The following is a 13,974-nucleotide window of genomic DNA, read 5'->3' as shown; positions in this document are numbered from 1 at the left end:
CCGGGCCGCGACGGAACGCACGACGTTGGGACGATGAACGACCCAGTCGTCGAGACCGATCTCCGTCACCGACACGCGCACTTCCCCCTTGACATTCGGCACCCCGGTGTCCACCGGTCCGCCGCCCCATGATTCCACCCCCCGAGCGGGATTGCGCAAGCCCTGGGGCGAGATGTCGGTCGTGATCGTCTGCTGAGACATGGTGGCGGTCACCTCCGGGACCTGTTGAACGCGTCGGACACGGCGTCGAGGCCGCGTGGCCCCACCGTCGAGTGGATGACCGCCAGGGCGACCTCACAGGTGGCGGCGCACAGGTCGCTCGCCCCCCAGGCATCGGCCAGGCGGTAGAGATTGACGGCGTCTCCCTCTGCGTAAGCACGCAGGTACTGGGCGCCGAGACGGACGAGCTCGGGATGCTCCGTATGGGTCATGCCTCCTACACGCGCGAGGCGTCCGGATGTCACAGCACTTCGGAGGGAATTTTTGGGGAATTAGGACGAGTTCACCCGAACCCGCAGGAGAGCGGTCCGCGGACACCGCGGCCTGTGACCCAGGTCACATGCCGTCGCCGTGAAAAGTGCTGTGACCTTTCGGCGTCCGGGGCGTCAAAGGTGCGACGCGAGCGGCAGCTCGGACCGCGCTGGGGGCGGGCCGATCGCCGTCGGGTCAGGGGCACGGAGCTGTTCGGAGCGCGCTGGGGGCGCGCCGAGCACTCCGTGTCCCGTCACACGGTGGACGCCGGTTCGGACTGCGCTGGGGGCAGGCCGAACCGGCGTCGCCGTCGTTCCGGACCTGGACCGACGCGTGCGGCCGCTGCTACCGTCGACGCATGCGCTCAGCACGCTCGCTGCTTATCCAGCCGCGTCGGCCCCGCCCCTGATCGGGCACGAACCGACGCGGCAGCCCCTCGCGTGCGAGGGGCTTTTTCGTGCCCGGAACCCGATCCCTCCCCGCGGTCCGCCGCGGGGGCGAGCCCAGGAGCCGAGCCATGCAGCCCACAGGACCCCAGCCCGACCGTGACCACGTCGCGGCGCAGCGCCGGCACGACGCCGAGGAGCGGGTCCGCCGCCTCTGGGAGGCGCGGCGCTCCTTCGCTGCCCGCGACGACGGGAGCCGGCCCCGGCGCTACCTCCTGACGATGTTCCCGTACCCGTCGGGCGACCTGCACATGGGTCACGCCGAGGTGCTCGCCCTGGAGGACGTCGTCGCGCGCTGGTGGCGCGCCAAGGGCTTCGACGTGCTGAACCCGGTCGGCTGGGACAGCTTCGGGCTGCCCGCCGAGAACGCGGCGATCCGGCGGAAGGAGCACCCGGCGTGGTTCACGGAGACCAACATCGCGACCCAGGCGGCGTCGATCCGCCGGTACGGCGTCTCGTTCGACTGGTCGCGGCGCCTGCACACGCACGACCCGGCGTACTACCGCTGGACGCAGTGGCTGTTCCTGCGGCTGCACGCTCACGGTCTGGCGTACCGCGCGGCCGCCGAGGTGAACTGGTGCCCCCAGGACGCGACGGTCCTGGCGAACGAGCAGGTGGTGGACGGCCGGTGCGAGCGCTGCGGCGCGACGGTCACGCGCCGGACCCTCACCCAGTGGTTCGTCCGCACCACCGCCTACGCGGACCGCCTGCTGGACGACATGGCGCTGCTGGAGGACGGCTGGCCCGCGCACGTGCTGCAGATGCAGCGGAACTGGGTGGGCCGCGAGGCCACGCCCGAGGGCACCACGTACCGCCTCCACGACTGGCTCGTGTCCCGGCAGCGGTACTGGGGCGCGCCGGTCCCGATCGTGCACTGCCCGGCGTGCGGTGAGGTGCCGGTACCGGAGGACCGGCTGCCCGTGACCCTGCCGCACCTGGCGGGGCAGGAGCTGCGGCCGCGCGGCACGTCACCCCTGGCGTCGGCCCGTGAATGGGTGGAGACGGACTGCCCGCGGTGCGGCGCTCCCGCCGAGCGCGACACCGACACGCTCGACACCTTCGTGGACTCGAGCTGGTACCACCTGCGCTACCTGTCCCCAGGGTTCGAGGGCGGCCCGTTCCAGCCGGAGGACGCTGCCCGGTGGACACCCGTGTCGCTGTACGTGGGCGGTGTGGAGCACGCCACCATGCACCTGCTGTACGTGCGGTTCGTCCACAAGTTCCTGTTCGACCTGGGGATGGTGCCCACCCCCGAGCCGTTCGCCGCGCTCCTCAACCAGGGGCAGGTGGTCAACGAGGGACGAGCGATGAGCAAGTCGCTCGGCAACGGTGTGGAGCTGGGCGCGGAGCTCGACCGCCACGGCGTCGACGCGGTCCGGCTCGCCATGGTCTTCGCGGGTCCGCCCGAGGACGACGTGGACTGGGCGGACGTCTCGCCCGCCGCCATGCGGCGGTTCCTGTCCCGCGCGCTCCGGCTGGCGGACCTGGTGCCCGACGACGGCGGTGTGGTCTCCGCGCGCGTCGCCCCCCCGGCGAGCACGGGGTCGCCCGGGCTCCGGGCCGCCGTCCACAGGGCTGTGCACGAGTGCGACGAGCTGCTGGAGGCCCGGCGCTTCAACGTGGTGGTCGCCCGGCTGATGGAGCTGGTCACGACGGTCCGGCGGGCGGCGGAGGCGAGCCCCGCGGAGGTGACCGGCCCGGCCGGCCCGGGCTCCGCCGTCGGGCAGCGGGACCTGCGCGAGGCCGTGGAGGCCGTGGCCGTGGTGCTGAGCCTGTTCGCGCCCTATACCGCGGAGGAGCTGTGGGCCCGGCTGGGCCACAGGACGCCCGTGGCCGAGGCGGCCTGGCCCGAGGTGGACCCGGCACTGCTCGGTGCCGAGGTCGTCGAGGCGGTGGTCCAGGTCGGCGGGAAGGTGCGGGCGCGGCTCACGGTGGTCCCGGACGTGTCGGCGGCGGAGCTGGAGGCGGCCGCCCTCGCGCTGCCCGAGGTGGTCCGGGCGCTGGGCGGCCGGCCGGTGCGGCGCGTCGTCGTGCGACCGCCGCACCTGGTCAGCGTGGTGCCGGGCTAGGCATCTCCGCCCGCAGGGCCGCGATCTCCGCCCGGAGCGCGCGCAGCTCGTCGATCATGATCGCGTCGGTGCTGGCCTCGTGCTCGGCCAGCTCGCCCACGCCCTCCATGCCGCTCACGATCACGGCGATGAAGAGGTTCAGCACCGCGAAGCCCACCACGAGGATGTAGACGACGAAGAAGATCCAGGCCATGGGCTGCGCGGCCATGACCTCCCGGGCGACGTCGGGCCAGGCCTCGCCCGTCATCGTCTGGAACAGGGTGAACAGCGTGACGCCGAGGTTGCCGAAGTGGCCGGGTGACGTCGCACCGAACAGGTTGGTGCCGATCACCGCCGACACGTAGATCACGAGAGCGAGGAGGGCTCCCACGGAGGCCATGCCGGGCACCGCGGCAAGGAGGCCGTCCACGACGCGGCGCATCGACGGCACGGTGGAGACCAGCCGCAGCACCCGGAGGATCCGGAGGGCACGAAGGACGCCGAGCGGGCCTCCCGTCGGCACCAGCGAGATCCCGACCACCAGCAGGTCGAAGACGTTCCAGGCGTTGGTGAAGAACCGCCAGCCGTGCGCGTACAGCCGCAACGTGAGCTCGACGACGAAGAACGCGAGCATCGCGCGGTCCAGCGCGTGCAGCTCCGGCCCGATCGCGTCCATCAGCGGCTCGGACGTCTCCAGACCGAGCAGCACCGCGTTGGCGGTGATCACCCAGATGACGACCCGCTGGAAGCGGGCGTCCTCGACGAAGGCGCGGACCCGCGTGCGGGCACCGGGTCGGACGCTCGATCTGCTATCCACTGGCGGAAACTCCTCTTCGTGATGAACGAGTCGGAGCGTAGCGCGTGGTTCGACGGGCGAAGTGAACGGATCGATGACAACGTAGTAAGGGTCAGATCCGGACAGAACCACCGACAGGAGGAAATCCCATGGGGTTCTTCGCCTTCATCGTTCTCGGTCTCATCGCAGGTGCGATCGCTCGAGCGATCCTGCCCGGGCGTCAGCCAGGGGGCTGGTTCGTGACCCTCATCCTCGGCGTCATCGGCGCCTTCCTGGGTGGGTGGCTCGGCGGGCTCCTGTTCAATGCCGACTTCAACGAGTTCTTCTCGCTCGTGACGTGGCTCTGGGCCATCATCGGCGCTCTCATCGTCGTCTTCATCTACCAGGCGATCCGCAACCGCTCGCGCGCCTGACCAGCGCCGCGCCCGCACCCGCCGAGGCCGCGGTCTCCCGTGCTCGGGAGGCCGCGGCCTCGCCGTGCCCCTGCGCTGCGCTCTGGCCTCAACCGGTGCTCTTGATCGGTTGAGGCCGGCACTCCGCTCCGGGCGGGTGCCTCGTTCCTCGGCCCCCACCCTGCGCTGCGCTCTGGCCTCAACCGATGATCGGGGCGCTCTCCGGCAGCCGGTACAGCCGGCGACGGCTCCGGAGGGCGAGCGACGTGCCGAGGGTGATCGGACCGAGCCGGCCGATGAACATCAGCACCACGAGGATCAGCTGGTGGTACCACTCCAGGCCCGCCGTGATGCCGGTGGAGAGGCCCGTCGTGGAGAAGGCCGAGACCACCTCGAACACGACCTCGTCCGACGTGAAGGGCGAGCTGGTCGTGATGAAGAGCGCCGGGAGGATGACGATCGCGACGCCGAGGAGGGCCACGGTGAGCGCCTGACGCTGCGTGGCGAGGGTGATCCGGCGGTCCGACACCGTCGCGTCGGGGTCGCCCCGCAGCTCGGACCAGATGACGATCGCCAGGACGGCGAACGTGGTGACCTTGATGCCGCCCGCCGTGCCGGCGGACCCGGCGCCGATGAACATCAGCACGTCGGTGCCCAGCCAGGTCTCCGTGTTCATCTGCGAGGTGTCCACCGAGTTGAAGCCCGCGGTGCGCGCCATGACGGACTGCGTGAACGCGGCCAGCAGCTTGCCCGGGAGGTCCATGGGCCCGAGGGTGGCGGGGTTGCGCCACTCGGTCAGGAGGAAGAACGGCGTGCTGACGAGCAGCAGGGCCGCCGTCATCCACACCGTGATCTTGGTGTGCAGGCTCCACCGGCCTGGCCTGCGGCGCTGCCGCAGCAGCTCCATGATCACGGGGAAGCCGATCCCGCCCAGGATCACGGTGACGGCGAGCGGCACGCAGATCCAGGGGTCGGTGCCGTAGCTCATGAGCGAGTCGCTGAACAGCGCGAAGCCGGCGTTGTTGAACCCGGAGACCGAGTGGAACAGGCCCAGCCACAGCGCCCGGCCGGGCGGCTCCCCGTAGCCGGCCGAGAACCGTGCAGCGAGGACGAGGGCGCACGCCGCCTCGATGATGAAAGAGATGCGTATGGCGCCGAGCAGGACGCGCCGGAGGTCGCCGAGCCCGACGGCGCGGGTCGACGCGGCGGCCACGAGCCGGGTGCTCAGGTCGAGCCGACGCGACAGCAGCAGGCCGAGCGTGGAGGCGACGGCCATGACGCCCAGGCCGCCCACCTGGATCAGCACCAGGATCACCACGTGCCCGAAGGTGGTCCAGAACACGGGGGTGTCCGTGACGATGAGCCCGGTGACGCAGACAGCCGACGTGGCCGTGAAGAGCGCCTCGATGAAGCTGGCGTTCGGACCCGTCGCCGCGATCGGCAACGACAGGAGAGCGGTCCCGGCGGCGATCGCCCCGAGGAAGCCGAGGACCACGAGCTGGCCGGGTCGCCGTCGGAGGGACGCCGCACTCGTCACCTTGTACTCGGCGCGCGCGCTGTACTGCATGTTCCTCCTGTGCCGGCCCTGTGACCGGGTGCTGTGGTCGGGCACCTGGCGTCAGCGCCGAGAAGTACCGTACTCCCGCCCACGACGAAGGGCCCGCCCTCGGGCGGACCCTTCGTGAGTATCCGAGCCGCTGGGCGGCCGGACGTCAGGTGACGCGGATGAACGTGGCGGTCGACCAGTTCAGCTCGACGTAGCGGACCGGCACACCGGGCTGGCTCGCCTCGATGATCATGCCGTTCCCGGCATAGAGCGCCACGTGCCCGGAGCGCCAGACGATGTCGCCCGCACGCGGGTTGGACACCACGGTGCCGGCGTAGCGCAGCTGCGACGACGTGCGCGGCAGGTCGACGCCCAGCTTGTCGTAGACGTAGTTGATCAGGCCGGAGCAGTCGAAGCCGGTGGAGGGCGTGGTGCCGCCCCAGGTGTAGCGGATGCCGACGTACTGCAGGGCGATCGAGACGGCCCGGTTGCCGATCGGCACCACCTTGGGGGCGGCGGTCACCGAGATGGGCGCCTGCTCCACGGTGAACCCGGCGTCGGCCGGGACGCTGAAAGTGGGGGCCAGGGCGAGCGAGGAGCGCGCCTGGGAGGTGATGGCCTCGAGGTCGAGGGTCTTGATGGCCCCGCCGACGTCGTTGGCCGGGGCGGCGTGTGCCGTCGGGGCGAGCGTCGAGACGAGGACTCCGGCGCCGGCTGCGGCCAGCGCGCCCTTGCGGGCGAGTGCCCCGGCGTTCTCGACCGCCGCGCGGGCGACGATGCTGATGGGCGTCGTGACTGGGCGGTCCGCACGATGGCGGCCGCGAGGGGTGGCTGTCGTCACCTGATGGTCTCCTGTGACCGCCTGCGAGGTGAGCTGTCGGGTTCGGGTGGGAGATGCTGCACCCGGCCGGACGGTCGCTGAGCTTCCGTTCGGCTTCACCCCGAGGACGCCTCCCGGCGCCCGAAGGTGGTTCCCCCGTCCCTGTCACGTTCTTCCTGGTCGCGGGGCGGTTGACAGGGCTCGGCGGCCCGTCCCACGGCTCCACCGGTCGGAGGAGCGATTCAGACCGTACACCTGGACCTCGCAAATGTCACGATCGTGTCACGGCGGGCAACCATCCGCCGTGGTCCGACACATGACCGGCCAGCGGCCCGGCCGTTCTCCGAGGCGCCGCGTACGCTGCCTGATCATGGAATCTCCCCGCTCCGCCGCCGGCGCGCCCGTCTTCCGGTGCCCCGCCTGCGAGGAACCTCTCCCGCGACAGGGGCCGGGGTACCGGTGCTCGGAAGGGCATGCCTACGACGTGGCCAAGGAGGGCTACGTCAACCTGCTCCTGGCCCAGCACCGGAGCTCCAAGGACCCCGGGTACAGCAAGGAGATGATCGCCGGCCGGCGGGACTTCTTCGACGCCGGCCACTACGAGCCGCTCGCCGACGGCGTCGCCGAGGTGGTTGCCGGGTACCTGCCGGAGGGCTCCGCGACCGTGCTCGACGCCGGTTGCGGGGAGGGGTACTACCTGCGCCGCCTGCGTGAGCACCTGTCGGCGCAGCCGCTGGGCCGCGACCATCTGCTCGTCGGTACCGACGTGTCGAAGCACGCGGTGCGGGTGGCCGCCAAGCGGGACCCGCTCGGCACGTACGCCGTGGCCGGCACGTTCCGGATGCCGATCCTCGCGGACCGGGTCGACCTGCTCCTGACCCACTTCTCCCCGGTCTCGCCCGCCGACTTCCGGCGGGTCGTCCGGCCGGGTGGCGTGGTGCTCGTGGGCGGACCCGGCGAGCGGCACCTGTTCTCCTTCAAGGAGCTGCTCTACGACGAGGCGGTGACGCACGAGCCGGGCGACGCGCTGGCCGGGGAGCCGGGTTTCGAACCCGTCGGCGTCCACCACGTGCGCTACCCGCTCCGCCTGCGCGGGCCGGGCCAGGTCGCGAACCTGCTCCAGATGACGCCCTACAACTGGTCCGTCGCGCCTGACCTGCGGGAAAGCCTGACCGGTCTCGACAGCCTCGACACCGAGGTGGACGTGCTGGTGCGGGCCTACCGGGTGGTGTGACGCCGACGGGTCGCCTCCCTGGGGAGGCGACCCGTCCGTCGTCGGCCACTCTGCTCTGTCAGTAGACGCGCAGGTAGACCGGGTTGTCCTGCCAGATGCGGGAGTAGCGCGAGGCGGTGCCCGCGTAGACGGCCTCCACCTGCATGCCGCCGCCCATGTAGATCGAGATATGCCCCGGTGACCAGAGGAGGTCGCCGGGGCGTGCCTCGGCGGCCGAGATGACCCGGCCGACGTTGCGGATGCTCGTCGACGAGTGCGGCAGGTAGATCCCCACCTGCGCGTACGCGTACGAGACGAGCCCTGAGCAGTCCAGGCCTGAGGCGGGCGTGGAACCTCCGCTGACGTAACGGATGCCGGTGAGCCCGTTCGCGACCGACGCCACGCGGTCGCCGATCGAGCCGTCGGAGGCAGGCGCGGGAGCCGGGGCAGGAGCCGGGGCCGCGGCCGGGGCGGCTGCCTCGGCCGTCCTGGTGGTCGTGGTGGTCGTGGCAGCGCGCGTGGTGGTCCGTGACGTGGTCGTCGTGCGCGGTGCTGGTTCCGGCACGGGCTCCGGCTTCGGAGCCGGCGTGACGGCGATGGTCCCCGTCTCGACGGTGAGCGTCGATTCTGCGGAGACGGTGACCGCCGGCGACGTGGCGAGCGAGGCGCGGGCTGCCGCGGTCAGCGCGTCGACGTCGACGGTGGTGATGCGGGCGGCCGGCTTGTCGGCGGCGTGCGCGCTGGGAACCAGCGCGGAGACGAGGAGCCCCGAGGCGGCGGCGACGAGCGCACCCTTGCGGGCGAAGCCGGTGGCGCTGCGGGACAGCTCGGTCAGAGGCGTGATGGTGCAGTGCTCAGCGCGATGTCGACCGCGCCGTAATGACGTGCTCACCCATGGTCTCCAGTTGCCTGAGAGGGTTCGCGGAGCGCCTGATCGTGTCCGACCCGAGGCCCTGCGACCGCGTCACGGGCCGACGCGGCGGTGTCGACGGTAACAACATTCAGTCGTTCTCGTCACAACCAGATAACGATTGTTGGTGATTGTCTTGACTGATTGCGCCTTTGTAACTTCGTGACTTGCGACGAAACGGGCGTAGAACGAGCCCTCGGGCGTGGCTGCACCGCGAACGCCGCGGTCCGGGACCATGCTGTACCGCATGTCAGGAGCCCCATCGCGGACGGAGCGGTTCCCGGTCGGCGACCTCACGGTCGTCGCTCACGTGACGGACTCCGTCGAGGTGCCGCGCCGGGCCGTCGTGCTGGTGCACGGCGTCGGCTCGTCGGCGCGAGCGTTCCGCACGGCCATCCCCCGGCTCGTCCCCTACGGCGACGTCCACGCCGTGGACCTGCCCGGGTTCGGCTCCTCGCCCCGGCCGAACCGGGACGTCCCGGTAGCCGACCATGCCGCCCTCGTCGCCGCGTACGTGCGCGAGCGCATCCTCGGCGCGGGGCTCCCGGCGCCGGTCCTCGTCGGCCACTCCATGGGCACCCAGGTGGTGGGCCAGATCCTGGCCCAGTTCCCGGACGCCGCGAGCGCCGGCATCCTCGTCGGGCCGACGGCGGAGCCCGGCTCCCGCTCCTTCCCCCGGCAGGCCGCCCGGCTGGCCCGGGACGCCGTCGGTGAGCCGCCCGCGGCGATGGCGGTCCTGCTCGTGGACGCGCTGGTGCGCTGCAGGTTCCCGTACTACCTGGCCCAGCTCCGCCACGTCGTCGCGCACCGGCTGGAGGACGTGGTGCCGCTCGCGGTCGCGCCCGTGGTGGTGGTCCGGGGCCGGCGTGACCCTGTGGCCGGCGAGCCCTGGGTGGAGGAGCTCGCCCGGCTGGCACCCCGGGGCGAGCACCGGACCCTGCGCGGTCGGCACCACGCGATGGACTCCGACCCGGGCGGCCTCGTGGCGCTGGTCATCGAGGCGTGGCAGGCGGCCGGGCGAGGAGCCCGATGACGGGGCGCCGCCGGTCGCCGGGTGGGCTCGCCTCGCGGCTGCGTGCCTGGGCCGCTGACTACGCCTACGCCACCGACCAGCAGGTGCGGCACGTGGTGCGGCGCTCGCCCGTGCCGACGGGGCGCGGCGACCGCGCCCCCGTGGTGCTCCTGCCGGGCATCTACGAGACCTGGGAGTTCCTGTCTCCGGTCGCCGCGGAGCTCGCCCGCGCCGGGCACCCGGTCCACGTGGTGCGTGGGCTGGGGTACAACCGGCGGCCGGTGCTCGAAGGCGCCGACCTCACGGTGGCCTACCTCGAGGAGACCGGCCTGGACGGCGTCGTCCTCGTGGCGCACAGCAAGGGCGGGCTCATCGGCAAGCACGTCATGCTGTCCCCCGTGGGGGAGCGGGTCGCCGGGATGGTCGCGATCGCGACGCCGTTCGCCGGGTCGCGCTGGGCGCGGTACCTGGTGGGGCGTGCCCTGCGGTCGTTCGAGCCGAACGACCCGGTCCTCCTCGCCCTCGCCGGCGAGCTGCTGGTGAACGAGCGCATCACGGCCGTGTACCCCACGTTCGACCCGCACATCCCCGAGACGGGACACCTGGTGGGCGCCACCAACATCGAGCTGCCGCTGTCGGGGCACTTCCGCCCGCTCGGGGACCCGGTGCTCGTGGCGTGCGTGGTCGACGAGGTGGCGCGGCTCTCGGCGGGCTGAGCGCTCGGGTAATCAACCTCTGTCGCCCCCCAGACGTGTAAGAGGTATGAGCATGCCGATCGTCGCGGGCCGCGCGAGCCCCGACCAGACGTCCGACACCGGAGCCGTCCGGGTGGTGGTCACCGCACCGGCCGACCGCGCCGCCGAGTTCACGGCCTTCATGGAGAGCGCCGCACCAGCGCTCGCTCGCACGGCCTGGCTGTTGTGCGGTGACGAGCACCAGGCCGAGGAGCTGGTCCAGCAGGCGTTCACCCGGACCTACCTCGCCTGGCCGCGGGCCCGGGAGGGGAGCCCGCTCGCCTACGCGCGCCGTACCCTCGCCAACCTGCGGACCGACACCTGGCGCAAGCGCCGGCGCGAGGTCCTCCTCGACCCGGCAGCCGTGCCCGACGCCGGCGTCCCCTCCGACGCCGACCATCACGCCGAGCGGGACCGCCTCGCCCGTGCCCTCGACACCCTCAGCCGCCGCCAGCGCATCCGAGCCCGCCTCCCGGCGTTAGCCTCGGTGGCATGGCTCTCCTGCGGTTGACCGTCGAGCAGGCCCGGCGGCTGGCGGTGCGCGCGCAGCGTCTGGACGCGCACCGCCCCACCGACCTGCTGCGGACGGTCGAGCACCTGACCTACCTGCCGGTGGACCCCACCTCGGCGGTGGCGCCGGCCGTGGACCTGATCTCCTGGTCCCGGCTCGGCGCCTCCTACTGGCAGGGGGCCGTCGACGACGCGGTCCGGGACCGCATGATGTTCCAGCTGGTCGGCACCGTGCGGTCCATGGCGGACATCGGTCTCTACCTCGCCGAGATGGCGGCATGGCCTCCGCCGGGGCCGTACGGGCAGTCGTGGGTCGAGGCCAACGACGCGTTCCGCCGCGACGTCCTCGCCCTCCTGCGCGACGACGGCCCGCTCCTCGCCCGCGAGATCCCCGACACGAGCCAGGTCCCGTGGCAGTCGACCGGCTGGACGGGGAACCGGAACGTCAACCAGCTGCTCGAGCTGCTCAGCCGGCGAGGTCAGGTGGCGATCGCCGGCAAGGAGGGGCGGGAGCGGCTGTGGGACCTCGCGGAGCGGGTCTACCCGGCCGTCGATCCGGTCCCGTTCGACGAGGCGCGGGCGGAGCGGGAGCGCCGCCGCATCCGGGCCATGGGGATCAGCCGCCTGCGGCAGCCGGGCGTGGCGGGTGACCCCTGGTACGTCGAGGTCGGCGGCGAGCCGGCCGTCGTGGACGGGATCGACGGCGAGTGGCGGGTGGACGTCGAGGCCTTGGAGGGCCTGGGCGACTTCGAGGGGCGGACGGCGCTGCTCTCACCCTTCGACCGCCTCGTCGCCGACCGGGACCGGCTCCTCCAGATCTTCGACTTCGAGTACATCGTCGAGATGTTCAAGCCGAAGGCGAAGCGGCGGTGGGGCTACTTCGCGCTCCCGGTGCTGCACCACGACCGGTTCGTCGGGAAGGTCGACGTCACGGCCGACCGCAAGGGCGGGCTCCTGCGGGTGAACGCGATCCACGAGGACCTCCCGTTCTCGGCGGAGGTGGAGGCTGCCGTGGACGCCGAGCTCGAGTCGCTCGCCCGGTGGCTGCGTCTGGAGCTCGTGAGCGTCTGACCCCCCGCGCCCGTCAGGGAACCAGAACCACCTTGCCGCCCGCACGACCGGAGTCCACCAGCGCGTGCGCCTCGGGCGCCTCCTCGAACGAGAGCACCCTGGTCACCGGCACGGTCACCGCGCCGCGGGCGACCAGGCCGACCAGGTCGGCGAGGGCCTCGGCGGACGGGTCGGCCTGCTGGGAGAACTCGACGCCCAGGCCGTAGGCCGCGCCGTCGGCCAGCGTGAGGATCCGCTCCGTGCCGCCGCGCAGCGCGATGCTGTCGGGCAGCACCCCACGCCCGGCGGCGTCCAGGACGGCGTCGACCCCCTGCGGGGCCAGCGCCCGCACACGGTCGACGAGGCCCTCGCCGTACTCGACCGCGGTCGCCCCGTACTTCTCGACCCGGTCGAGGTGCCAGGCCGAAGCAGTCCCGACGACGGTGACGCCCGCGGCGACGGCGAGCTGCACGGCGATCCCGCCCACGGCGCCGCTCGCCCCGTGCACGAGCAGCGTCTCGCCCGGCTGTACGCCGAGGATCCGCAGCCCGCGTCGCGCCGCCTCGCCGACCGACGGCAGGGCGGCGGCCCGGACCGCGTCCAGGCCGCCGGGCAGCTCGGTCCACAGGTTCAGGACGGCGAGCTCGGCGTACCCGGCGCCCGTGGTCCCGACCACCCGGGTCCCCCGTCCCACGTCGGCGCCGTCACCGGCCGCGACGACCGTCCCGGCCACGTCGAGGCCCAGCACCTTCGGGAGCGGGGTGCGGAAGAACTGCTCCATGCTGCCCGACCGGACCTTCCCGTCGAACGGGTTGACGCCCGCTGCCTCGACGCGGACCAGGACCTGACCCGGACCCGGCTCCGGGTCAGGGACCTCGCCGACGTGCAGGACCTCGGGTCCGCCGAACTGCTCGATGACGATGGCGCGCATGGTTGCACCGTACTGCGAGTGGCTCCCGCTCTTCTTAGCGTCAGGAGGGACGCCGTCCCGGCTCCGGGGCGCACCGACCGGAGGTCCACCATGAACACGACCGACATCCTCGAGGCCTACCCGCACGAGGTCGAGACCGACGTGGCACTCATCGCGGACGCGATCGACGCGCTCCAGCGGTGCGCGCTCGCCTGTACCGCCTGCGCCGACGCCTGCCTGGCCGAGGACATGATCGGCGACCTGCGCCTCTGCATCCGCACCGACCTGGACTGCGCCGACAGCTGCGAGGCGCTCACGCGGATCCTCACCCGGCGGCTCGGCTACCCCGGCGCGGTGATCCGGGCGCACCTGCAGGCCTGCATCATCGCGTGCAGCACCTGCGGCGACGAGTGCGCCCAGCACGCCGAGATGCACGAGCACTGCCGCCTCTGCGCCGAGGCGTGCCGGGCGTGCGAGGCCGCGTGCCGGGCGCTGCTCTCAGCCGCGGAGTCGTCGGAGAAGGCGATGCCGGCCTGAGGCCTGGGCCTGAGGCCTGAGGCCTGAGGCCCGAGACGTCAGGCCTCAGCGCAGGTCCAGGACCGCCTCGACCCCGCCGTCGAGGTCGGGCGTCAGCGTGAACCCCGCCGCCGTCACCAGCCCCATGGCGGGCACGTTGTCCGCGGTGGTGCGGGCGAGCAGCCGCTTCGCCTCCATCACCCGCGACGCGGCGGCGGCACGCACCAGCACCTGCGCCCCCACACCCCGCCCACGGAACCGGCGCCCGAGCCAGAGCCCCACCTCCCGGGTCGCCGGATCGCCGTCGACCTGCGCGAGCCGGGCCGAGCCCGCGACCTCGCCGTCCGCCCGGACGCCGAACGTGACCTCTGTCGTGGTCGTGTCCGGGGTCAGCTGCCGGGCGCGGTGAAAGGCCCGGAACGCCGCCCGGCGCTCCTCGGTCCAGCCCGGGTCGCCCGGCACGGGAGGCATGACCTCGCCCGGCTCGGCGTCGGTCTCGGCGAGGGCCAGGAGCAGGGTGAGGACGTCATCGCTCACCGGCACCAGGTCGACGGTGATCTGGGTCGTCATGAGGCCGCATCGTAACGGTGCCGGGCGACG

16 protein-coding genes and 1 riboswitch are annotated in these 13,974 nt (G+C 72.6%); of the genes, 8 read left to right on the top strand and 8 right to left on the bottom strand.

All coding sequences use genetic code 11. The features are described 5' to 3' along the window. A partial coding sequence (locus D1350_RS22765) for a hypothetical protein (protein WP_164545286.1) occupies positions 1-213 on the bottom strand: 213 nt, incomplete at its 3' end. Then, the gene (locus D1350_RS22760) at positions 210-431 is read right to left on the bottom strand and encodes a hypothetical protein (RefSeq protein ID WP_125778350.1); all 222 of its coding nucleotides are present in this window, start codon (positions 429-431) and stop codon (positions 210-212) included. The genes D1350_RS22765 and D1350_RS22760, both read right to left, overlap by 4 nt. A gap of 557 nt (positions 432-988) precedes the next feature. Here D1350_RS22760 and D1350_RS22755 point away from each other — a divergent pair. Next, entirely contained in the window at positions 989-2,986 is a 1,998-nt protein-coding gene (locus tag D1350_RS22755) for a class I tRNA ligase family protein (protein WP_125778349.1), read from the top strand. Here D1350_RS22755 and D1350_RS22750 read toward each other — a convergent pair. Further along, the gene (locus D1350_RS22750) at positions 2,967-3,782 is read right to left on the bottom strand and encodes an ion transporter (protein ID WP_125778348.1); all 816 of its coding nucleotides are present in this window, start codon (positions 3,780-3,782) and stop codon (positions 2,967-2,969) included. The genes D1350_RS22755 and D1350_RS22750 overlap by 20 nt on opposite strands. A gap of 128 nt (positions 3,783-3,910) precedes the next feature. Here D1350_RS22750 and D1350_RS22745 point away from each other — a divergent pair, with 128 nt between their 5' ends. Further along, on the top strand, positions 3,911-4,174 hold the full coding sequence (locus D1350_RS22745) for a GlsB/YeaQ/YmgE family stress response membrane protein (RefSeq protein WP_125778347.1): 264 nt from the start codon (positions 3,911-3,913) through the stop codon (positions 4,172-4,174). 178 nt (positions 4,175-4,352) lie between these two features. Here the strand turns inward: D1350_RS22745 and D1350_RS22740 are convergent, their stop codons facing one another. After that, positions 4,353-5,720 carry a TrkH family potassium uptake protein gene (locus D1350_RS22740; RefSeq protein WP_125778346.1) on the bottom strand — a complete coding sequence of 456 codons (1,368 nt, stop codon included), beginning with the start codon at positions 5,718-5,720 and terminating at the stop codon, positions 4,353-4,355. Positions 5,721-5,865: 145 nt separating this feature from the next. Beyond that, the gene (locus D1350_RS22735) at positions 5,866-6,540 is read right to left on the bottom strand and encodes a C40 family peptidase (protein WP_125778345.1); all 675 of its coding nucleotides are present in this window, start codon (positions 6,538-6,540) and stop codon (positions 5,866-5,868) included. Between the two features lie 3 nt (positions 6,541-6,543). Then, positions 6,544-6,719, bottom strand: a riboswitch (cyclic di-AMP (ydaO/yuaA leader). 170 nt (positions 6,720-6,889) lie between these two features. Between D1350_RS22735 and D1350_RS22730 the strand changes: the two genes are divergently transcribed. Continuing rightward, positions 6,890-7,753, top strand: coding sequence for a putative RNA methyltransferase (locus D1350_RS22730; protein ID WP_125778344.1), 864 nt, complete (start codon positions 6,890-6,892; stop codon positions 7,751-7,753). A gap of 58 nt (positions 7,754-7,811) precedes the next feature. Here D1350_RS22730 and D1350_RS22725 read toward each other — a convergent pair whose 3' ends face one another. Continuing rightward, complete coding sequence (locus D1350_RS22725; RefSeq protein ID WP_125778343.1) at positions 7,812-8,624, bottom strand: C40 family peptidase; 813 nt, start codon at positions 8,622-8,624, stop codon at positions 7,812-7,814. A 265-nt stretch (positions 8,625-8,889) separates the two neighbouring features. Here D1350_RS22725 and D1350_RS22720 point away from each other — a divergent pair, with 265 nt between their 5' ends. From D1350_RS22720 to D1350_RS22705, 4 genes are read left to right on the top strand one after another with little or no spacing between them, the layout of a single operon-like run. Further along, the gene (locus D1350_RS22720) at positions 8,890-9,675 is read left to right on the top strand and encodes an alpha/beta fold hydrolase (RefSeq protein WP_164545285.1); all 786 of its coding nucleotides are present in this window, start codon (positions 8,890-8,892) and stop codon (positions 9,673-9,675) included. Beyond that, positions 9,672-10,370, top strand: coding sequence for an esterase/lipase family protein (locus D1350_RS22715; RefSeq protein ID WP_125778341.1), 699 nt, complete (start codon positions 9,672-9,674; stop codon positions 10,368-10,370). The genes D1350_RS22720 and D1350_RS22715 overlap by 4 nt, the downstream gene beginning before the upstream one ends. 52 nt (positions 10,371-10,422) lie before the next feature. Then, positions 10,423-10,899, top strand: coding sequence for a sigma factor (locus D1350_RS22710; protein WP_125778340.1), 477 nt, complete (start codon positions 10,423-10,425; stop codon positions 10,897-10,899). Next, complete coding sequence (locus tag D1350_RS22705; protein WP_125778339.1) at positions 10,881-11,969, top strand: DNA glycosylase AlkZ-like family protein; 1,089 nt, start codon at positions 10,881-10,883, stop codon at positions 11,967-11,969. The genes D1350_RS22710 and D1350_RS22705 overlap by 19 nt, the downstream gene beginning before the upstream one ends. 13 nt (positions 11,970-11,982) lie before the next feature. Here the strand turns inward: D1350_RS22705 and D1350_RS22700 are convergent, their stop codons facing one another. Next, positions 11,983-12,879 carry an NADP-dependent oxidoreductase gene (locus tag D1350_RS22700; protein WP_125778338.1) on the bottom strand — a complete coding sequence of 299 codons (897 nt, stop codon included), beginning with the start codon at positions 12,877-12,879 and terminating at the stop codon, positions 11,983-11,985. Between the two features lie 90 nt (positions 12,880-12,969). Here D1350_RS22700 and D1350_RS22695 point away from each other — a divergent pair, with 90 nt between their 5' ends. After that, positions 12,970-13,395: a four-helix bundle copper-binding protein gene (locus D1350_RS22695; protein ID WP_125778337.1), complete on the top strand. Its 426-nt coding sequence runs from the start codon at positions 12,970-12,972 to the stop codon at positions 13,393-13,395. Between the two features lie 45 nt (positions 13,396-13,440). Here the strand turns inward: D1350_RS22695 and D1350_RS22690 are convergent, their stop codons facing one another. Then, positions 13,441-13,944, bottom strand: coding sequence for a GNAT family N-acetyltransferase (locus D1350_RS22690; RefSeq protein WP_125778336.1), 504 nt, complete (start codon positions 13,942-13,944; stop codon positions 13,441-13,443). Positions 13,945-13,974 lie beyond the last annotated feature (30 nt).

This window comes from Antribacter gilvus, from assembly GCF_003946865.1.
GTDB lineage: Bacteria > Actinomycetota > Actinomycetes > Actinomycetales > Cellulomonadaceae > Antribacter > Antribacter gilvus.
This window is presented reverse-complemented; position numbering and strand designations above follow the sequence as displayed.